General features: G+C 66.9%; 16 protein-coding genes. 7 read left to right on the top strand and 9 right to left on the bottom strand.

Features of this window, described 5'->3' with window-relative positions; all coding sequences use genetic code 11:
* Nucleotides 1-9: 9 nt before the first annotated feature.
* From HNO53_RS06250 to HNO53_RS06235, 4 genes are read right to left on the bottom strand one after another with little or no spacing between them, the layout of a single operon-like run.
* Nucleotides 10-375 (bottom strand): AtuA-related protein, encoded by a 366-nt coding sequence (locus HNO53_RS06250; protein WP_242597556.1) that lies wholly within the window; start codon nucleotides 373-375, stop codon nucleotides 10-12.
* A complete protein-coding gene (locus HNO53_RS06245; RefSeq protein ID WP_209477059.1) occupies nucleotides 365-1780 on the bottom strand; it encodes an acyclic terpene utilization AtuA family protein in 1416 nt (471 codons plus the stop codon). Before HNO53_RS06245 ends, HNO53_RS06250 begins: the two co-directional genes overlap by 11 nt.
* A complete protein-coding gene (locus tag HNO53_RS06240) occupies nucleotides 1777-3690 on the bottom strand; it encodes a TRAP transporter permease (protein ID WP_209477057.1) in 1914 nt (637 codons plus the stop codon). Before HNO53_RS06240 ends, HNO53_RS06245 begins: the two co-directional genes overlap by 4 nt.
* 18 nt (nucleotides 3691-3708) lie before the next feature.
* Nucleotides 3709-4686, bottom strand: coding sequence for a TAXI family TRAP transporter solute-binding subunit (locus tag HNO53_RS06235; RefSeq protein ID WP_242597555.1), 978 nt, complete (start codon nucleotides 4684-4686; stop codon nucleotides 3709-3711).
* Nucleotides 4687-4817: 131 nt separating this feature from the next.
* On the opposite strand from HNO53_RS06235, the gene HNO53_RS06230 reads away from it, so the two are divergent.
* From HNO53_RS06230 to HNO53_RS06210, 5 genes are all read left to right on the top strand, one after another.
* On the top strand, nucleotides 4818-5717 hold the full coding sequence (locus HNO53_RS06230) for a LysR family transcriptional regulator (RefSeq protein WP_209477055.1): 900 nt from the start codon (nucleotides 4818-4820) through the stop codon (nucleotides 5715-5717).
* 94 nt (nucleotides 5718-5811) lie between these two features.
* Nucleotides 5812-6234: a GFA family protein gene (locus tag HNO53_RS06225; protein ID WP_209477053.1), complete on the top strand. Its 423-nt coding sequence runs from the start codon at nucleotides 5812-5814 to the stop codon at nucleotides 6232-6234.
* A 79-nt stretch (nucleotides 6235-6313) separates the two neighbouring features.
* Nucleotides 6314-6799 carry a peroxiredoxin gene (locus HNO53_RS06220; protein WP_209477051.1) on the top strand — a complete coding sequence of 162 codons (486 nt, stop codon included), beginning with the start codon at nucleotides 6314-6316 and terminating at the stop codon, nucleotides 6797-6799.
* Between the two features lie 96 nt (nucleotides 6800-6895).
* Nucleotides 6896-8230 carry a response regulator c-di-GMP phosphodiesterase, NosR family gene (nosR, locus tag HNO53_RS06215; RefSeq protein ID WP_209477050.1) on the top strand — a complete coding sequence of 445 codons (1335 nt, stop codon included), beginning with the start codon at nucleotides 6896-6898 and terminating at the stop codon, nucleotides 8228-8230.
* Complete coding sequence (locus HNO53_RS06210) at nucleotides 8223-10742, top strand: EAL domain-containing protein (protein ID WP_209477048.1); 2520 nt, start codon at nucleotides 8223-8225, stop codon at nucleotides 10740-10742. Before nosR ends, HNO53_RS06210 begins: the two co-directional genes overlap by 8 nt.
* A 3-nt stretch (nucleotides 10743-10745) precedes the next feature.
* Here the strand turns inward: HNO53_RS06210 and HNO53_RS06205 are convergent, their stop codons facing one another.
* From HNO53_RS06205 to HNO53_RS06185, 5 genes are all read right to left on the bottom strand, one after another.
* Complete coding sequence (locus tag HNO53_RS06205) at nucleotides 10746-11813, bottom strand: AI-2E family transporter (RefSeq protein WP_209477046.1); 1068 nt, start codon at nucleotides 11811-11813, stop codon at nucleotides 10746-10748.
* A gap of 73 nt (nucleotides 11814-11886) precedes the next feature.
* Nucleotides 11887-13620 carry a bifunctional protein-serine/threonine kinase/phosphatase gene (locus HNO53_RS06200; protein ID WP_209477044.1) on the bottom strand — a complete coding sequence of 578 codons (1734 nt, stop codon included), beginning with the start codon at nucleotides 13618-13620 and terminating at the stop codon, nucleotides 11887-11889.
* Nucleotide 13621: 1 nt separating this feature from the next.
* Nucleotides 13622-14431, bottom strand: a complete 810-nt coding sequence (locus HNO53_RS06195) for a formate/nitrite transporter family protein (RefSeq protein WP_209477042.1) — start codon at nucleotides 14429-14431, stop codon at nucleotides 13622-13624.
* A gap of 371 nt (nucleotides 14432-14802) precedes the next feature.
* Nucleotides 14803-15756, bottom strand: a complete 954-nt coding sequence (gene cobA / locus HNO53_RS06190; RefSeq protein WP_209477039.1) for a uroporphyrinogen-III C-methyltransferase — start codon at nucleotides 15754-15756, stop codon at nucleotides 14803-14805.
* Nucleotides 15716-18475: a nitrate reductase gene (locus HNO53_RS06185; protein WP_209477038.1), complete on the bottom strand. Its 2760-nt coding sequence runs from the start codon at nucleotides 18473-18475 to the stop codon at nucleotides 15716-15718. Before HNO53_RS06185 ends, cobA begins: the two co-directional genes overlap by 41 nt.
* Nucleotides 18476-18876: 401 nt before the next feature.
* On the opposite strand from HNO53_RS06185, the gene HNO53_RS06180 reads away from it, so the two are divergent.
* Both HNO53_RS06180 and HNO53_RS06175 read left to right on the top strand, forming a co-directional pair.
* A complete protein-coding gene (locus HNO53_RS06180; RefSeq protein ID WP_209477036.1) occupies nucleotides 18877-19515 on the top strand; it encodes an ANTAR domain-containing response regulator in 639 nt (212 codons plus the stop codon).
* Nucleotides 19512-20552 (top strand): CmpA/NrtA family ABC transporter substrate-binding protein, encoded by a 1041-nt coding sequence (locus HNO53_RS06175; protein WP_209477034.1) that lies wholly within the window; start codon nucleotides 19512-19514, stop codon nucleotides 20550-20552. The genes HNO53_RS06180 and HNO53_RS06175 overlap by 4 nt, the downstream gene beginning before the upstream one ends.
* Nucleotides 20553-20559 lie beyond the last annotated feature (7 nt).

Here is a 20559-nt window from a genome sequence, read left to right as displayed (position 1 = left end):
GCCGTCTCGTCACGCCTTGCCGATCATAACGCTCATGCCCAGCAGCAAGAACGACAGCGTCTTGCCGTGGCCGTCCAGGTTCAGGGCACCATTGACCCCGCCCTGCAGCACGTCGTCGATCACCAGATTCATGCCGCACAGCCCCGGCATCAGGTAGCGTCGAACGCGACTGGCCCCGCGATGAGCGAATAGCGCCAGCACCCGCTCCTCGGTCACCTGCGCCACCAGCGCCTGGTAATGCTGCGGCTCGTAGGCGAACAGCGCCAGGTTGAGACGATCCCCCTTGTCGCCGGCGCGGGCATGGGCCAGGCGGTGCAGCGGCACCTCTCGCCCTGCTGCGGCACTTGGCATCACCCGATTGGCCTCAGTTGGCATGAGCGGCCCTCCTCTCGTTGGCCATCTTCGTCTCGAAAAGGCTGGCATCGAACAGCGTGGCGAAGGCGTTCACGTCGCTACGTTTGACCAGGTAGGACGCCGTACACACGCGCCGCTGAAACTGGCGGCGCACCCCGCCGCCACCGGCCGGACCGGCGCAATAGAGCGCCAGCAGCTCCTGGGTGGCACGCTCCACCCAGCGGCGTTCGGCATGCTCTGCAGCCAGGCGCAGACGATAGTCGCCGCTGGCATTGCCCTGCACCGAGCGCTGCAGGTCGCCGGCATCGCTGTCGAAGACGCTGGCATGGCCGACGATGTCAAGCCGCGAGCGCAACTCCGACGGGGCACGAAAAGCCAGCCGTTCGCGCAGCACCTCGGCGGCCAGTTGCGCCCGGGCCAGGGCATTGGGCCCGGCGTAGGAGATCTCCGCCTCGCCCTGCCAGCCACCCTCGTAGCAGACGGTGGTCTTGAGCCGCTGTGGCGCCGGCTTGCCGCGAATGCCGCTCACCGCCACCCGATCGGGTCCGATCTCGCGAACCGTCACTGCGGAGAGGTCCACCACCACGTCGGGGGTCAGGTAGTTGGCGGGGTCGTGCACCTCGTAGAGCAACTGCTCCTTGACCGTGCGTGCGGTGACCATGCCGCCGGTGCCGGCGGGCTTGGTCACCACCAGACTGCCATCCTCCTCCACTTCGATGATGGGGTAGCCCACCGTGGCCAGGCCGCGAACGTCCTTGACGCCCGGATCGGCGAAGTACCCCCCGGTGACCTGGGCACCGCACTCGCCCAGGTGACCCGCCATCATGCCGGCGGCCAGGCGGTCCCAGTCGTTCCACGCCCAGCCGAAGTGATGCACCAGCGGTGCCAGGAACAGCGCCGGGTCGGCCACCCTTCCGCTGACTACCACCTCGGCGCCGAGCTCGAGCGCCTCGACCAGGGGCCCCGCTCCCAGATAGACGTTGGCCGAGATCAGCGCCTCCTCGCCGGGCAAGTCGCGGTTCTCCGCTTCCCAGCGCTGCAGCTCCAGTTCACCGAGGCGCGCGCGGATGTCGTCGCCCTGCACCCGGCCGATTCTCGCCCCGCCCCGCTCCGTGCGGGCGGCCAGTTCGGCCACTAGGCGGCAGGCGCCCTCCGGGTTGGCCGCGCCGAAGTTGCCGAGAATGGCGATACCATGGCGCAGGCAGTCGTCGAGCACCGGCTCGAGCAGTTCTTCCAGGAGCGGCTCGAAGCCTGCCATGGGATCGTCGCGCATGGCGCGGTGGGCCGCCGCCAGGGTGCGCTCGCCCAAGGTCTCGAAGATCAGCGCCGCAGGCTGCCCACGACGGATCAGCTCGGCCACTACCGGAATGGCCGCATCGGTGCGGTCGCCGGAGAACCCGGCCCCGCTTCCCAACAGGAAGGTCATGAATGAGTCTCCTTGGCCGGCATATCCCGGGTGCCTGACGACTTCTCGCCAGATGGCTCCATGGGCAAGCGTTGGCGGCGCCGGGCGAAGAGTGCCACCAATAGCAGTAGCGCCCCGGCCGTGGTCAGCCAGCCGGGTATCAGCGCCAGGCCCACCACCAGCACGAGCCCCACCACGTCCATCAGCCGGTTACCGGTCATCGCCACCCGCGACATCAGCGCGGCGAAGGCGACCACGAACACCACGCCCTGGGAGCAGGCCAGCACGACATCAAGGGCACTGCCGAAGCCGGCCAGGGCCGGATAGATCAGCAACAGGAAGGGAATCACGTAGATCGCCGCCGCCAGGCGTACCGCCTCGCCTGCCGCCGGCAGCCAGTTGGTACCGGCGATGCCCGCCGCGACGAACACCGCCACGCACACCGGCGGCGTGATCACCGACAGCGTGGCGAAGTAGAACACGAACAGGTGGGCGATCAGCGGCTCGACGCCGATGGTGGTCAGCGCCGGTGCCAGCACCGAGGCGACCAGGACATAGGCCGCCGTGGTGGGAATGCCCATGCCCAGGATCAGGCACACGCCGCCGACGATGAAGGCCACCAGGAACAGCGACTGCCCGCCCACGTCGACGATCAGGCTGGCCAGCGTCACGCCAATGCCGGTCATGCCGATCATCGCCACCAGCATCTGCGCGCCGGCCAGCAGCACGCCGATGATCACCATGCCCTTGCCGGCATCGATCAGCCCAGCGAACAGCTTGCCGGCGATCTCGCGCAGCGGCGTACGCGCCAGCAGGGCGAAGGGCACGAAGGTCAGCACCGTCATCAGGATGCCGTAGAAGGCCGACATCTGGATCGAGCGTCCCGACAGCACGCCGTAGAAGAGTCCACCCAGCGCCGCCAGGATCGGTACGATGCGCTCTGGGCGCAGCACCGCCGGCCAGCTCGGCAGCTCGTCGTCGGGTACCACCTGCAGGTTGCGCCGCCGCGCCACCAGGTGGATGGTCAGGAACACGCCGAGATAGAACAGGATGGCCGGCAGCAGCGCGGCCAGCGCGATGCGCAGGTAACTCTCGCCCAGGATCTCGGCCATGATGAAGGCCGCCGCGCCGAGGATCGGCGGCGCTATCTGGCCGCCGGTGGAGGCCACCGCTTCCACTCCCGAGGCGAAGGGCGCCGGATAGTTGAGCCGCTTCATCATCGGGATGGTGAAGTTGCCGGTGGTGGCCACGTTGGCCACGGCGCTGCCACTGACCATGCCGAACAGTCCCGAGGCCACGGTGGCGACCTTGGCGGCGCCGCCCGGCGAACGACCGCTGATGCGCAGCGCCAGATCCATGAAGGTCTGGCCGCCACCGGTGTGCAGCAGCAGGCAGCCGAACAGCACGAAGGCGGCGATGGTGGTGGCCGCCACGCCGACCAGCATGCCCCACACGCCAAGATCACCCAGGTAGAGCGTCTCGGTGATGAAGAACATATCGAAGCCGCGATGCCCCAGCGGCCCGGGGATCGCCGCCCCGAGCCAGGCATAGGCCAGCCCCGCCAGCACCAGCAGTGGGAAGATCGCGCCGATGGCACGCCGTGAGAGCTCCAGCACAGTCACCACCAGCACGGCGGTGAACAGCATGTCTCGCGGCGTGGCCCAGGGCAGCTCGACGAGGATCCGCTCATGGTTCATCGCCACGTAGCCGCAGGCCAGCACCGTGCCGAGCGCCAGCGCGAGGTCGACGGCCAGCCCCAGCGGCCGCCAGCGCCGCCCTCCCCCGAGCGGATAGAGCGTCAGCCCCAGCAGGATAACCAGCGCCAGAAAGATGGCCCGCTGGACCAGGCTCTCGAAGGGGCCGGTCGCCGAGGTATAGAGAATCAGCCCGCCCAATGCGAGGGCCAGCAGCTTGGTCAGGTTCTCGCGCATGGCAATCGCCTCCTGGCGTTACTCGACGGGCCGCAGGGCGTCGGGGATGTCCAGACCCTGCTCCTCGAAGTAACGCGCCGCGCCGGCATGCAGCGGCACGGTGCCGACATCCAGGGTCATCTGCGCCAGATCCTCGTCACGTACCGCCGAGAAGGCATTGGCCTGCGGCTCGGGGTTCTCCATCACCGCCTTGACGATCTGGTAGGCAGTCTCCTCGTCGAGGTCCGGGTGGGCGTGCACGGCAACGCCGAAGGCCCAGGTGGTATAGGCCGGGACGCCCTCGCCCGCGCCTTCGGGAATGTCGACCACGGCCAGGTCGGGCATCTCGGCGCGCAGGGTCTCGGCCTGCTCGTCGGAGAGCGACAACACCTCGACCGGGGTAAAGGTAGCGATGTCCATGGTCGAGCCGTCGAGCTTGTTGCCGACCCCGGATTTGACGTAGCCCATGATGCGGCCGTCCTTGATGGAGTCGACCACGTCGGTAGTCGAGCCGCGCACGTAGTCAGGCGCAATGCCCAGGGTCTCGAATACCGCTTCGGTGGTGCTCTCGGTGGCCGAACCGGTGATGCCCGGGTTGAAGCGCACGCCGTCGAGCCCCTCGAGAGAGGAGACATCGGCGTCCTCGCGAATCACCACGTTCTGGGGCGCCACGGTATAGACCCACAGCAGGCGGCTGTCGACCGGGCGGCCCTCGAAATCCTGCTGCCCTGCATAGGCGTGGTAGCCGGTATTGGTGGTCACAAGGCCCATGTCGATCTGGTTGCGGCTCAGGCGGCGCAGGTTGTCGACGGTGGCGCCGGTCTCCGCCACCGAGGCGCTGACACCCTCGACCTGGTTGTTGATGATCTGGTTGACGGCAACGAAATAGCCGTAGTGACTCGACGAACTGGAGGTCGAACCGATCAGCAGGCGCTCCTGGGCCTGTACGGCAGCGGCAGACAGCAGCGTGGCGCTGGCCGCCATGGCAGTGAACAGGGTCTTCATGGTTGGCTTCATGAGTGGCTCCTTGGCCCGGCTTGCGGGCTTGTTTTTGTCGTGTTGCGTAGGGATAGCCCCTATGCCGCAGCATGGTGCGATACTTTTATTTTGTATATTGAATAGTTTTTAAATTGTGTTTTACTTTCTAAATGAAACCCAGCATCAAACAGCTGCGCGCCTTCGTCGCCGTCGCGCAATCGAGCAACCTGGCCGAGGCCAGCGAGCGCATCCACCTTTCGCAGCCGGCAATCTCCATTGCCCTGCGCAAGCTGGAAGAAGCCGTCGGCGGCGCGCTGTTCTCGCGCACCACGCGCCAGCTCAGCCTGACGCCCGAGGGCGAAGCCTTCCTACCGGTAGCAGTGCGACTGCTGCATGACTGGTCAGAAGCCTTCGACGACCTCGAGGAGCGCTTCTCCAAACAGCGCGGCAAGGTTACCGTAGCCGCGCTGCCCACTCTGGCAGCAGGGCTGCTGCCCGGCATCATCACCTCCTTTCATGCCCGCTACCCGCGCATCAACCTGAGCCTTCACGACGTGCTGGCCGAGCAAGTCAGCCAACTGGTGCGCGAGGGGCGCGCCGACCTGGGATTGTCGGTGGCTCCCCACGACACCGAGGAGCTGGCCTTCGAACCGGTGCTGGTGGATCGCTACGTGGCGGTCTGCCCCAGCGGCCATCCGCTGCTCGAGCAGCCCAGCGTGCGCTGGGCACAGCTCGCGGGACACCCTTTCATCGGCATCAACCGCCTTTCCAGCTCGCGCCAGGACATCGACCGCATCATGACCGAGGTGGGCGCCCCGCTCGACATCCTGTGCGACGCCAGCCAGATCGCCACCGTGGGCCGCATGGTCGCTGCCGGGCTGGGCATCAGCGTGCTGCCGCGGCTGAGCTTCCGCCAGATCGCCACCGACGGCATCGACTACCGGCCGTTGACGGCACCTGACGTCAGCCGCCCGCTGGGCCTCGTCATGCGCCATCGGCATCCGCTATCGGCAGCTGCCGCGGCGCTGCGAGAGTTGATCCGGGAGTACGCCGTGGCCACGAGAGATTGATCAGGCGAATACGATAAAAGGCCGGCGTCAGCGACTACACTACTGATTTGGGCGGCATCGCAGCGCCCATACCCATGACGAGAGGAGGAGCGACATGCAGGATGGGATGAATGCACGCGGCAGTTGCCTGTGCGGCGCGGTAAAAGTCGCCGTGGCGGTCAACAAGCAGAACGTCGGCGCCTGCCACTGCGACATGTGTCGCACCTGGGGCGGTGGCCCGCTGCTGGCACTGGAGTCGGTCAGCGACGTCGAGATCGAAGGCGAGGACAACATCACTGTCTATGCCTCGTCGGAGTGGGCCGAACGCGGCTTCTGCCGGCGTTGCGGCACGCACCTCTTCTACCGCCTCAAGACCGGCAACCATTACGCCATTCCTGTAGGCTTGGTCGACGGCGGCGAAGCGTGGCACTTCGACAGCCAGATCTTCATCGACCAGAAGCCTGAGTACTACCGCTTCGCCAACGAGACCCACGACATGACCGGCCAGGAAGTCTTCGACGCCTACCAGGGCAGTTGAACGTCGCTACATTCGGCAACGCATTCAAGCGTCGAAATGCACTACAGTGTCCCCATCGAAGACAGCATCAGGAGGGCCCATGCCCATTTCCGTAGGCGACAAGATTCCCGACGTCACTCTCAAGACCAACGGCCCCGACGGACCAGAGGACATCTCGACCGGCGAACTCTTTGCCGGCAAGCGTGTAGTACTGTTCGGCGTTCCCGGCGCCTTCACCCCGGGCTGTTCCAACACCCACATGCCCGGGTTCGTGATCAAGGCCGACAAGGTATTGGAGAAAGCCGACACCCTGGCCTGCATGGCGGTCAACGACGCCTTCGTCATGCGTGCCTGGCAGAAGGACCAGAACGCCGAGGCGATCCTGATGCTGGCCGACGGCAATGCCGAACTGACCCGCGCCCTGGGCATGGAGAAGGATGCCAGCGGTGCCTGTATGGGGACTCGCAGCCTGCGCTTCGCGCTGATCGCCGAGGATGGCGTGGCGACCTACGTGGGTATCGACACCGAGCGCGGCGTGGTCGACAAGAGCAGCGTCGATACGGTGCTGGCCCATCTGGCGGAATAATGCACCCGCTACGCTCAAGCTTCCTTCCTCTCTGCCGATAATCCCGTCAAGAGCGCTTCGGTACATCGTATCACCGGCAAGAAGGGAGGAAGCCGCATGGAAGACGTGGCACAACAAGCCGTACCCGCCAGTGTGCTACTGGTCGACGACGAACCCAACGTGCTCTCCGCCTTGTCACGCATGCTGCGTCATGAGGGATACGTCCTTCATACCGCCGGGGATGGCCTTGCGGCCCTGGCGATACTCGAACGCGAGCCTATCGACCTGGTGCTTAGCGACGCCATGATGCCGGGCATGGATGGGGTCGAACTGCTGTCCCGCGTACAGCAGCAGTGGCCGGAGTGTCTGCGTCTGCTGCTGACCGGTCAGTGCGACCTGGCCGCCACCGTCCGCGCCATCAATGAGGGCCGCATCTACGGCTACCTGTCCAAACCCTGGGACGACGAAGGGCTGCGCCTCACCCTGCGCCAGGCACTCCAGTATCAACATACTGAACGCGAACAGAAGCGCCTCGAAGCGCTGACGCAGGATCAGAACCGGGAGCTCGCCGAACTCAACGCCTCGCTGGAGCAGCGTGTCGAGGCGCGCACTCAAGAGCTCAAGCAGACTGCCGACATGCTGGAGGTCGCCTTCCGCGAACTGCGCAAGAGCTACGTGACGGCCACCAAAGTCTTCTCGTCGCTGATCAACCAGCGCCTTCCGCCACGCTTCCAGACCAATGCCAAGGTTGGCGTCCTGGTCCAGGCCTTCGCCAAGGAGCTTGGTCTCGACGAAGCACAGCAGCATGACCTGCAGTTGGCGGCTGCCCTCTACAACCTGGGCAAGTTGGCCTGGAACGACCGCCTGCTCGCCACGCCCGCCGAACGGCTCTCGGTTCAGCAACGCGAGAGTTACCGTCTTTATCCGGCCACAGGCGAAAACCTGCTGATGGCGCTGGAGCACATGGAGGGAGCGGCAAAAATCATCCGTCACCACCGTGAACGCTGGAACGGCAGCGGATTTCCCGACCGTCTCAAGGGCGAGGCCATTCCCCTTGGTTCCCGCCTGCTCGGGCTAGCCGTCGATTTCATCGAGCTGCAGCGCGGCATGATCCTGCCGCGCCAGGTCATGCGCCCCCAGGCGCTGGAGCTGCTACAAAAGTTTGCCGGACGCGTCTATGACCCGAGCCTGTGCCAGGCTTTCGTCACGCTGTGCCGCGACAAGGCGCCGGACCTCGAAAGTCAAGGTCGGCCGGTGCTGGCCCTGGAAACGCGCAAGCTCGAGCCCGGCATGGTCCTGGCCGAGGATATTCACTCCACCAGCGGCATGCTGCTGCTGCACGAGGGCAAGCGGCTCGATACACACCTGATCGACAAGCTGATCCGGCTCGAGGACGCCGAGAATACGCGCTACACCCTGCTGGTCTACCGGGAGGAAGAAGCCGATGAGTGACTCCCGGCAGGATCTGTTGGATCGCTGTCGACAGAGAGTGGCGTATCTCGAGGCGCGTCTGACCGGGCTGCTCGACAGTATCACCGACGGCTTCCTCATGCTGGACCGAGAGTGGCGGTTCACATATCTCAATCCGGCGGCGGAGCGCATCATCGGGAAAACCGAGGGGGAACTCCTCGACCAGGTGCTCTGGGACGCCTTCCCCGGGGCGCAGGGCACCCGATTCGAAGAGGAGTACCGCCGGGCGATGTCCGAGTCGGTGTCGGTCGCCTTCGAGGCGTACTACGACGAACTCGACCTGTGGCTGGAAGTTCACGCCTACCCTTCCGACGAGGGCCTGGCGATCTACTTCCAGGACATCGGCCAGCGCAAGCGAGCCGACAACCGGCTGAGGATTCTCGAGCGCAGCATCGAGTCCAGCGTCAACGGCGTGGTCATCGCCGATGCGCTCGCGCCCGACCAGCCCATCGTCTACGTCAATGCCGCCTTCGAGCGTATCACCGGGTACTCCCGCGACGAGGTCCTGGGACGCAACTGCCGTTTCCTCCAGGGTGAGCAACCCGATCCCTGCGCCCGCCAGCAGATCCGCGACGAGCTCGAGGCGCAGCGCGACATCCACGTTACCCTGTGCAATTACCGCAAGGACGGCACCCCCTTCTGGAACGACCTGCACATTTCGCCGGTACTCGACGAGAATCAGGACGTCACCCATTTCATCGGCATCCTCAACGATATCTCGACCCAGCGGGAGTACGAGTCACGGCTGGCCTACCATGCCGATCACGATGCCCTGACCGGCCTGGCCAACCGCTCGCTGCTGGAGAGACGCCTGCAGCAGAGCTGCTTCCTGCCGCCGGGGCACACTCGCCGCTCCGCCCTGCTCTATATCGACCTGGACGATTTCCAGTCGATCAACGACAGCCTCGGCCATGAGCTGGGCGACCGTGTGCTCGTCGAAGTCGCCGCCAGGTTGGTTCAGCAGGTGCGCCGTAGAGACACCGTGGCACGCCTCGGCGGCGATGCCTTCGTCGTGCTGCTGCCCGAGCCGGACGACGTGGCCGGCGTCGCCGAGCGCCTGTTGACGACCATTGCCAGTCCCTACCACTTCGGCGAGCATGAGCTGCACTTCACCGCCAGCATCGGCATCGCCGTGTACGACGGCGAGGGGCCACCCGCCCGGATGATCCAGCAGGCCGACCTCGCCATGTACCAGGCGAAGCGACGGGGCCGCAACACCTATGACTGGTTCTCGCTAGAACTCAACACCCGGGTCAGCCAGCGCGTGGAGCTGCGCAGCGCACTGCAGCGCGCCATCGACGAGCAGCAGTTCGAGCTGCTCTATCAGCCACAGATCCACGGTACCAGCGGCCGCATCGTGGGGTGCGAGGCATTGATACGCTGGCGCCACCCCCAGCGCGGCTTCATCCCGCCGGCCGAATTCATCGGGCTGGCCGAGGACACCGGACAGATCATTGCCATCAACGAATGGGTGGTTCGCACGGCCTGCCGCGACAATCGCCGCCTCAACGACCATGACATCGGCAAGTATCCGATCGCGGTCAACATTTCGCCCATGCAGTTCCACCGTAGCGGCTTTGCCGAGGGCATTCTGAAAATCCTGGAAGAGGTCGATCTGCCGCCGGCACTGCTGGAACTGGAGCTGACCGAAAACATCCTGATGGAGGGCACCGACAAGGCCATCGAGACCCTGACGACGTTGCGCCGTCATGGAATCGCCGTGGCCATCGACGACTTCGGTACCGGCTTTTCCAGCCTGAGCTACCTGAAGCACCTGCCCATCGACAAGATCAAGATCGACCGCTCCTTCATCAGCGAGGTGATCAGCGATCATCGCGATGCCGCCATCGTGCAAGGCATCATCGCCATGGCCAACCAACTGCAGCTCAAGGTGGTCGCCGAGGGCGTCGAGACGCAGGCGCACTATGCCTATCTCAGCAAGCACCTGTGCGATCTCTTCCAGGGCTTCTACTTCGCTCGCCCCATGCCCTTCGAGGAGCTTCTCCCGTTTCTCCAGGACCACCATGCCGCGACGAAGGACCTGCGCCCCGACGACCATGGCGTCATCGCCCCGACCATCCTGCTGGTCGATGACGAACCCAATGTCCTGCAGGCGCTGAAGCGTACCCTGCGCCGCGACGGCTATCATATCCTGACCGCCGGCAGCGCACGGGATGCCTTCGACCTGTTGGCCACACAGGAGGTGGTGCTGGTGATCAGCGACCAGCGCATGCCCGAAATGAACGGCACGGAATTCCTCAAGCGCGTGAAGGCCCTCTACCCGCAAACCCTGCAAATCCTCCTGTCGGGCTATACCGACCTTCAGACCATCACCACGGCCGTCAACGAAGGAGGGATCTACAAGTTCCTCACCAAGCCCTGGGACGACGACGAGCTGCGGGTGATCGTGCAGCAGGCCGTGCGCGAGGCTGCCATTCAGAATGCCAGGAGTCGACGACAGGGGCGCGACGGCCCCCCTGAGGGCAACGTCTGAAGTTCACTTGCCCTGCCCCAGCACCTCTACCTCATCTCCCAGCAGGTCCTCCACATAGAGCATCTGCACCGCGACCGCGACCGCCACCGCGAGCGGCGTGGCGAGCATGACGCCGGCGACCCCCGCCACGGCCCCGCCGGCGAGCTGCACCACCACGGTGTAGGCAGGCGGCAAGCGCACCATGCCCTTGGCCGCCAGCGGTGTCACGACGTTGGACTCCAACGTCTCGATGACCAAATAGAGCAGCACGGCGTACCCCCCCAGCTGTGGCGACTGGAGGAAGGCGATAAGCACGGTGGGAATAACCCCCAGGATCGGCCCCAGATAAGGGATGAAGGTGAAGAGCCCGGCGATCAGCCCCAAGGCACCGGCCATCGGAACCCCCATGACAGCGAGGCCCAGCGCCACCAGCACGCCGATGAACACCATCGAGATCAGCCGGCTGATCAGCCATAGTCTCAATGCCTGTCCCTGCATGCCCAGCACCTGTCCCAGCCGCGCGCGTCGGGCCGGCGGACACAGCATCAGCAGGTTGCGGGCATACTCGGCCGGGTCGACCACGAGATAAAAGCCCACCAGCAGCACCAGCAGGAAGCTGGTAATCGCATCGAAGGTGGTCGACAAGGCGCTTGTCGCACGATTCAGCAACGGCTGTGCCAGCGAGCGGGCCGGCTCGTCGACCCCACCCAGCGCCTGCTCGACCCCGGGCAGTTCGCGAGCCATGTCGACGAGCTGCTGAAACGCCTGCGGCAACTCCTGGGTCAGCTGCGAGAGCTGAGTCATCAGCGGCGGCCCGACCAACGCCCCCAGCCCCACCAGGATCAGCACGATCAGAATGGCGACCAGCACCAGCGCCCAGGGTCGCGACAGCGGCAGATAACGCCGGCACAGCCGCACCATCCCGTCGATGGCCACCGCGACCAGCACGCTGGCGAACACCAGCAGCAGCACGCCGAGCAACTGGTTGGCGAAATAGAGCAGCACCGACACCAGCCCGACGAGCCCGATGACGATCAATGCACGACGTGTGAAATGCGATATCGAGTTGGTGGCACTTTCCCTGTCGGCCATGTCGGCTCCTTGCCTGGCTTGGCACCATTCCAGGTGCTTGCAGCATCAGCCTAGCAGATGCCGAGGCCGCGGCTCACTCGAGCAGCAGCACGAGCACTAGCAGCGAAAGTAGCGCGGCCACGCCTTTCCAGAACAGCACGGGGTTTCGCTCGATCAGCGGTGGGCGGGACTTTTTCAGGAATACGGGACTGGGCTGGCGCATTTCATGGATGAATTCGGACAGCGCCTCGAAGCGTCGTGTGGGCTGGGGATGCAGGGCTTTCCTGAGCACCTCGTCGACCCAGGCGGGCAGCTCGCGGTTGGCCGCCCGTGCGGGCCGGTATGCCAGGCGATGCTGTGCCGCCCGAGTTCTGGCCTTGGCCACCTCGGTGCCGTACGGCAGCGTCCCGGTCAGCGCCTGGTAGGCGATAACCGCCAGCGAGTACAGGTCCGAGCGCGGCGTCGCCGGCTCGCCGAGAAAACATTCCGGCGCCGTGTAGGACACCGTACCCAGCGGCTCTTCCACCAAACCCGGTCGGCTTTCAGTGATTCCCGCCACACGTACCGAGCCGAAGTCGATCAGGGTGGCGTGGCCCGTGGCATCGACCATGACGTTGTGCGGCCGAAGGTCCTGGTGCACCATCTCGAGGCGATGGAAGGCGCGCAGGCCACGGGCAATCTGCTCGACCAGCCTGCGCACCGTCTCCAGCTCCAGCCGCGGCTGGTCGCGCAGCCACTGGGCCAATGTGCGGCCCTCGATGTACTCCGTCACGCTGTAGAGATAGCGGCGTCGGCGCCCCGGCCGGTGCGCCTTGACCACGTGGGGGTTGTCGATGCGCTGGGCGATCCACTCCTCGAGCAGGAACCGCTCCACGTGCCGCGGATCCTCGCGCAGCTCGGTCGCCAGGGTCTTGATGACCACCTTGTGCGAGCTCTCCTCGTCCACGGCCAGGTAGGCGTGACTGCGGGCGCTGGCGTGGAGCTGGCGCACGACCCGATAGCCGTCCAAGCACATTCTCGGTTCGAGCTGCGGCGGAAACGGCAGTTCCACCTCCCCCGACCAGGCTTCGCGGGCATGACCCAGCGGCACCTCATCCACCCTCACCACCTGCGCCGTGAGGTTGTCGTCGCTGCCCGCCTCGAAGGCCGCCTGCACCAGGGCGCGAGCGGCGGCGTCCAGGTCTGCCTCGTGCTCGGCCAGGAGCTGACGCATGCGCGCTTCGCTCAGGTGCTCGTACACGCCGTCGGTCACCAGCAGGAAGCCGTCCCCCGCCTCGACGGGCAGCGCCAGGTAGTCGATCTCGAGCTGCTCGCCGATACCCATTGCCCGGCTGAGGTAGCACCTGTCGGGTGCCAGCCAGGCGCGGTGCTCGCTGGTCAGCGGCTCGAGGTTGTCGTCCTGCAGGCGGTAGAGCCGCGCATCGCCGACATGGAAGACATGCGCAGTGCGCGACTTCAGCACCAGCGCGGTGAAGGTACAGACGTAGCCACGGTCCTTGTCCCAGCGATACTCGCTGCGCCGGGTCTGGGCATGCAGCCAGGCGTTGGTCGCCATCAGCACCCGCTGGGCCGCGGTCTTCACCGTCCAGCTCTCGGCGGTACAGTAGTAGTCCTCGATGAAGCTCCTGACCGCCGTTTCGCTGGCGACCCGGCTCACCGCGCTGGTGCTGATCCCGTCGGCCAGCGCCACCACGACACCCTTGCTCGACAACTGCGGCTCACGCGGCACGTAGGCGCCGTGGAAGTCCTGGTTGACCGCCTTGCGCCCCGGCTCCGAGCACTGGCCCAGCGAGACCCGCAACGAGTTGCCGGGTTCGAACGCCGACATCTCAGATGTCACGCAGCGGCGCGGTGCGCACATGGGTGGCATACAGCGTCAGGCCGGTCAGCGAGAGCCCGCCGATCAGATTGCCCACCACCACGGGGATCTCGTTCCAGATCAGGTAATCCGCAATCGAGAAGTCACCGCCCATCATCAGCGCCGACGGGAACAGGAACATGTTGACGATGGAGTGCTCGAAGCCCATGAAGAAGAACACCATGATCGGCATCCACATGGCGATCACCTTGCCGCCCACCGTAGTCGAGATCATCGCCCCGACCACGCCGAGTGAGACCATCCAGTTGCACAGGATGCCGCGAATCAGGATGGTCAGCATGCCCGCCGCGCCGAACTCCTTGTAACCCACGGTGCGGGCATGGCCGATTCCGGCGATCTTCTGCCCCACCTCGTCCGGCGGCGTGGCGAAGCCGTAGGTGAAGACGATCGCCATCAGCACCGCCACGGTCAGGGCGCCCCCCAGATTGCCGCAGAAGACCTTGCCCCAGTGGATAAGGATTCTCTCGATGGTGACGCCGGGGCGCCGGTCGAGCCAGGCCAGCGGGGTGAGCACGAAGACCCCGGTCAGCAGGTCGAAGCCCATCAGGTAGAGCATGCAGAAGCCGACCGGGAACAGCGCAGCCCCGAGGATCGGCATACCGGTCTGCACCGTGATGGTCACGGCGAATACCGCGGCCAGTGCCAGGATGGCGCCCGCCATGAAGGCGCGAATCAGGACGTCCCGCGTGGCCATGTGGAGCTTGGACTCGCCGGCGTCGACCATCTTTGTCGCGAATTCCGAAGGAAGCAGATAGGACATGGTGTTCTCTACGCGCTTGGCGCCTCTCGTCTCGTGTCTGAGGTGACGAACGCAAAGGCGCCTGAAGCCGGCGTGCAGCTTCAGGCGCCCTTGCCTGTATTCGTCGCGTTGTCATGGGGCCAAGGCCGGCGGCGATCGTCGTTGATCCTGCCGGCCAGCCTGCGCATGCAGCAGGCCCTGCCCAAGAACAAGCACGTGGCGTGCCAACTCTTTATTACAGATCGGAAAAAAGCGCGTGTCGCGGGGGCTTCACGCCATGCCTTCCGCTGCCATGCTTGCCGCAGCAGGCAGCGCGGCCTCTATCCCACGGCGGATAGAGGCCACGGCGGTGCATGGGGTGGCGCTGACGCCCAGCCTTGGTGCAGTTCGTCTCAGCGGGGCGGGGAAATCTCGGCACGAGCGGATTGCGCGGCGGCCGGGCTGGTGGCGACCATGCGCACCACGCTGCCCACCACGATCAGGCAGGGCGAAGGCAGCGGCGAGGCGGCCAGCTTCTCCGGCATGTCGGCCAGGGTACCCACCAGCGAGGCCTGCTCGGGCAGGCTGGCGTTGGCCACCAGCATGATCGGCCAGTCGTCGGGCAGCCCATTGCGGCGCAGCCCGGCACAGATGGCCTCGACCTTGGTCAGGCCCATGTAGAAGATCAGCGTTTCATCCTGGCGCGCCAGCTCGGCCCAGTCGGGCTCGCCGTCCTTGCGGCACAGCTGGGCGGTGACGAAGCGCAGCTGCTGGGCGTGGGCGCGATCGGTCAGCGGAATGCCCATGCCCGCCGCCGCGGCCGAGGCGGCGGTAATGCCGGGCACGATCTCGGCCTCGACGCCGGCCTCGGCCAGCGCAGCGAGCTCCTCGCCCATGCGCCCGAACACGCCGGGGTCGCCGCCCTTGAGCCGCACTACCGACTTGCCCTCCCGCGCCAGCTTCACCAGCAAGGCACCGATCTCGGCCTGGGGCACGCTGTGGTGGCCACGCGCCTTGCCCACGTAGTAGCGCTCGTGGCCGGCGGGAATCAGCGCCAGCACGTCGTCGCCCACCAGGCGGTCGTAGACCACCGCCTCGGCCTGCTGCAGCAGGCGAGCGGCCTTGAGAGTGAGCAGCTCGACGTCGCCGCTACCCGCTCCCACCAGGTAAACCCGCCCGGCGCGGCACTCGCCGTCCAGGGTCAGGGTGGGCGCCTTGACCCGCGTGGAGCGGCCGAACGGCGAGCGCACGATGTGGCCCAGGCCATGCAGCCGCGAGAAGGCCGCCTGCCCTAGCGCCCGGGGCCGCTGCGCCCGACGCAACAGCTCAGGCGACAGCAGTGACTTCAATTGGCTCAGCGCTCGCATGCGCCTTCTCCTCTTCGATCAACGATTTCAGCTCGGGAACGCAACTTCCGCATTGGGTGCCGCAGGCCAGCCTGGCGCCCAGCGCCTCGACGCTGTCGTCGCCTTCACGGATCGCCTCTAGGATAGCGCGTTGACCCACCTGATGGCAGCTACACACTACCGGCCCCTGGTTGGCGGCGCCGTCGTCGCAGCCGGCCAGCAGGCGGCGGCGATGCTGCGCCGATAGCCCCGTGCCGGCACCGGCCTCCTCGAAGCGGGCATCGAGCCAGCTCAGGTTGGGCAGCTCCACCGGCGCCCCCACCATCAGCCACCAGCGCAGGCGGCCCGCGGCATCCACCCCGGCAGCGCGCAGCCGTCCGCTGGCGGGGTCGGTGCACCACAGCGTCGGCGCCACCGGCAGCGACGCCTCAAGCCAGGTCAGCCAGTCACGCGGTGCTTCCTTTTCACCCCCGGGCGGCTCACCGCCGGCCAGCTGCCAGCGCTGGCAGCCGTGCAGCGGAATTCGCGCCCAGTAGCGGCTCTCGTCGCACCAGCTCGACTCCGCCACTTCCAGATCGTCGGCTACCAGCAGGGTGGCCTCCCAAGCTGGTTGAAACGGCGCCAGCGCCACCGCGCCGTGCTTCGATTCCGGCTGGCCGGAGAGCGGATCGAGATGCGCCTCGAGCAGCGCCCCCATACGCGCCGTGCCGCTGAAGTGGCCGCTCCAGTGCATCGGCACGAACACCTCGCCTCGGCGCTGCCCGCGCGATAGCCGCACCCGGCCGATATACTCGCCGCCCGCCCCCGCCAGGCGTGCCAGGCCATGCTCTTCCACGCCAAGTGCGGCGGCGTCTTCCGGGGTGAGTTCGATGAACGGCTCGGCGCGGTGATTCATCAGCCGCGGCGCCCGACCGGTGCGGGTCATGGTGTGCCACTGATCGCGCACGCGCCCGGTATTGAGCCGCAGCGGGCGGGCCGCGTCGAGCGACTGGGCCGGCGGGCGCGGACGCACCGGCAGCAGTCGAGCGCGGCCATCCGGCGTGGCGAAGCGGCCATCGGTGAACAGCCGGGCGGTGCCATGGGGAGCGGCGGCATTGACCGGCCACTGGATCGGCGCCAAGGCGTCGTAGGCGGCGCGGTCGAGCCCGGCCAGACCGGAGATATCGAACAGCCGGCGGCTCTCCCCCGGGCCCTCGCCGTTCTCGAAGCCCGAGAGCCGGGCATGCTCGTCGAAAATCTCGCTGGGATGGGTATAGGCGAAGGCCTCGCCGAAGCCCAGCCGCCTGGCCACCTGGCAGACGATCCACCAGTCGTGCCGCGCCTCTCCCGGCGGCGGCAGGATACCGCGCTGGCGCGAGATGCGACGCTCCGAGTTGGTCACGGTGCCGTCCTTCTCCGACCAGCTCGAGGCCGGCAGCACGATGTCGGCATAGGGCAGCAGGTCGGCGTTGGCCATGCATTCGGAAACGATCACCAGCGGGCATTTCTCCAGCGCCTCGCGCACCCGGTCGGCCCGCGGCAGGCTCAACGCCGGATTGGTGGCCATGATCCATAGCGCCTGTACTTCGCCGCGCTCGATCGCCTCGAACAGCGCCACCGCCTTGTGGCCGGGCGCCTCGGGCAGGCACGGCACCAGCCACTCGGTGGCCCAGAAGCGCGTGACCCGGTCCCGCGCGCCGGGCGTGTCGTAGTCCATGTGGGCAGCCAGCTGGTTGGCCAGCCCGCCCACCTCGCGCCCGCCCATGGCGTTGGGCTGGCCGGTGATCGAGAACGGCCCCGCCCCCGGCAGACCGATCTTGCCGCCCGCCAGGTGGCAGTTGATGATGGCGTTGCCCTTGTCGGTGCCGCTGCTCGACTGGTTCACCCCCTGGGAGAACAGGGTGACCACGTGCAGGTGGCTGGCGAACCAGTAGAAGAAGGTCTCCAGGCGCTCGGCATCGACATCGCAGTCGGCGGCGATGGCCTCCACGGCGGCATCCTGCTCCCGCGCCGCGGCTAGCGCCTCCTCGAAGCCCTGAGTATGGGCTTCCAGGTAGACCCGGTCGAGCTTGTCGTGCGCTGCCATCCACGCCAGCAATCCGGTGAACAGGCGCGCATCGCTGCCCGGCGCGAGCCCAAGGTAAAGGTCGGCGATTTCGCAGGTATCGGTCACCCGCGGGTCGATCACCACCACCCGCAGCAGCGGGTTGCGCTGCTTGGCCACCTTCAGCCGCTGGTAGAGTACCGGATGGTTCCAGGCCAGGTTGGAGCCCACCAGCACCACCAGCTCGGCCTCCTCGAGATCCTCGTAGCTGCACGGCACGGCATCGGCGCCGAAGGCGCGCTTGTGCGCCGCCACCGCCGAGGCCATGCACAGCCGCGAATTGGTATCCAGGTGGGGCGTGCCGAGAAAGCCCTTGAACAGCTTGTTGGCGACGTAATAGTCCTCGGTGAGCAGCTGGCCGGAAAGGTAGGCGGCGACTGCCTGCGCGCCGTGGCTGTCGCGCACCGCCGTGAGCCGTTCGGCCACTGCGCCGAGCGCCGTGTCCCAGTCCGTCTCGACGCCATCGACGCTGGGTCTTGTCAGCCGGCCGCCGTGTCCCAGCGTCTCGTGCAGCGCCGACCCTTTCACGCACAGCCGGCCGAAGTTGGCCGGGTGCTCGGGGTCGCCCTGCACCTCGACGATCCGCTCGTCCTCGACGACGGCCAGCACGCCACAGCCGACGCCGCAGTAGGGGCAAGTGGTTCGGGCCTCGCGCATGTCGATCTCCTGTCGGGTTCCTGGCGAAACGACGACGCCCGCCAACGGCCGGTCCCATAAGGGAGGCGGTTGGCGGGCGTCGTTGCCGCGTGGGGCACCGCATGGCGCCCGGTAGAGGTATTGACATGTATCAAGCAGAAAGCGTGCCATCCGGCGAAGAACGGGCGTCAATCAGCCAGATGGTCCCTCGTCACGGCACACCGGCATGCTGCCCTGCACCATCACCCTCCCGCCCCAAAGCGCCCTTGCACCAGGCTGGTGCCGAACGGGCGTCCAGCTGCGCTCGCTGCCGGCTGACGTTGCGCCGAACACTGCGCCACGTGGGTCGTTTCGCGACATGGAACGTTTCTTGCTTAGCACTAGCAAAGAGTCCCCGGCACGCCGTTCATGAGCGAGACCCTATGCCATCACCATCCCCCCTGAACATTCTGCTGGTCGACGACGAGGTGGTACGTGCCGCCATGGTCGAGGAAGCGCTGATGGCCGAGGGACACCGGGTCATCTGCCGGCTCTCGAACCCGGCCAGCCTCAACGAGATGGTCGGGCGCCACCAGCCCGACGTGGTAATCATCGACATGGAGAGCCCCGACCGCGACACGCTGGAGAGCATGGCGCTGCTCAACCGCGAGAACCCGCGTCCGGTGGTGTTCTTTGCCGACCAGCACGACTCCGACATGCTGCAGGCCGCGCTCAAGGCAGGGGTCAGCGCTTATGTCGTCGATGGCCTGGTGCCCGAGCGGGTCAAGGCCATCGTCGAGGTCGCCATCGCCCGCTTCGACGCCTTTCACAGCATGCGCCAGGAACTCGACAAGGCCCGCAACCAACTGGCCGAGCGCAAGTGCATCGAGCGCGCCAAGGGCCTGTTGATGAAGCATCAGGGCTGCGACGAGGAGCAGGCCTACCGCATGCTGCGCAAGCTCGCCATGGACCGCGGCCAGCGCATCGCCGAGGTCGCCGACAGCGTCATCGACATTCTCGCCCGCCTGAACCCGCTATCGCCCGAAGGGCACGCCGACGACAAACGGGGAACCCGCTCATGAGTCAACCGCAACACCACGCCGCCAGCCCCGAACTCGAGCGCCTCACCCTCGGCTTCGTACCGCTGCTCGATGCCGCTCTGCTGATCGTCGCCCGCGAACGCGGCTGCTTCGCCGCCCAGGGGCTGGACGTCAGCCTGTCGCGGGAAAACGCCTGGGCCACCCTGCGCGACAAGGTCGCCGCCGGCCTGCTCGACGGCGCCCAGATGCTCGCCCCCATGCCGCTGGCCATGAGCCTGGGGCTGGGCCGCGCGCCCTGCGAGACGCTGGCACCGCTGCTGCTCTCGCGCAACGGCAACACCGTTACGCTCTCCGCATCGCTGTGCCAGGCCAGCGGTGCCACGCTCGGCAGCGACCCGGCCGACAGCGCCCTGGCGCTGGGCAACTGGCTGCGCGGAGCGGGCAGCGGCAGGCGCCCGCGCCTGGCCATGGTGTATCCCTATTCCTGCCAGCACTACCAACTGCGCGAATGGCTCACCCTGGGCGACATCGCCCCCGACCGCGACGTCGAGCTGGTCGCCCTGCCGCCGCCGCGCATGGTGGAAGCCCTGCGCGACGGCCAGATCGACGGCTTCTGCGCCGGCGAACCCTGGGGCACCCTGGCCCGCCACTGCGGCGTGGGCCGGCTGGTCGCCACCGGCGCCCAGCTGTGGCACGACCATCCGGAGAAGGTACTCGGCGTGACCCGCTCCTGGGCGCAGCGCTACCCGGCCACCCTGGCCGCCCTGCTGCGAGCCCTGGTAGCAGCCAGCGATTGGCTGGCCGCCTCGCCGGATCATCGCCGCCAGGCACGTGAGTGGCTGGCCCTGCCGCCCTACCTCGACCGTTCGATTCGCCACCTCGCTACGCTCGACAGCGATACGGCGCCCATTCACCAGCATCTCTACGGCGCGGACATGCTGCGCCCGACGCCGCAGGCCGCCCTGCACTTCGCCCAGCCCATCGTGCGCCAGCTGGAAGCCCAGGGCAGCCGCTTCGATCCGGCGCTGCTGGCGGCGTGCTACAGCCCTGTGCATTTCGATGCCGCAACGCACCACTGATGTGCAC

It is taken from the genome of Billgrantia antri (assembly GCF_017868935.1).
GTDB lineage: Bacteria > Pseudomonadota > Gammaproteobacteria > Pseudomonadales > Halomonadaceae > Halomonas > Halomonas antri.
This window is presented reverse-complemented; position numbering and strand designations above follow the sequence as displayed.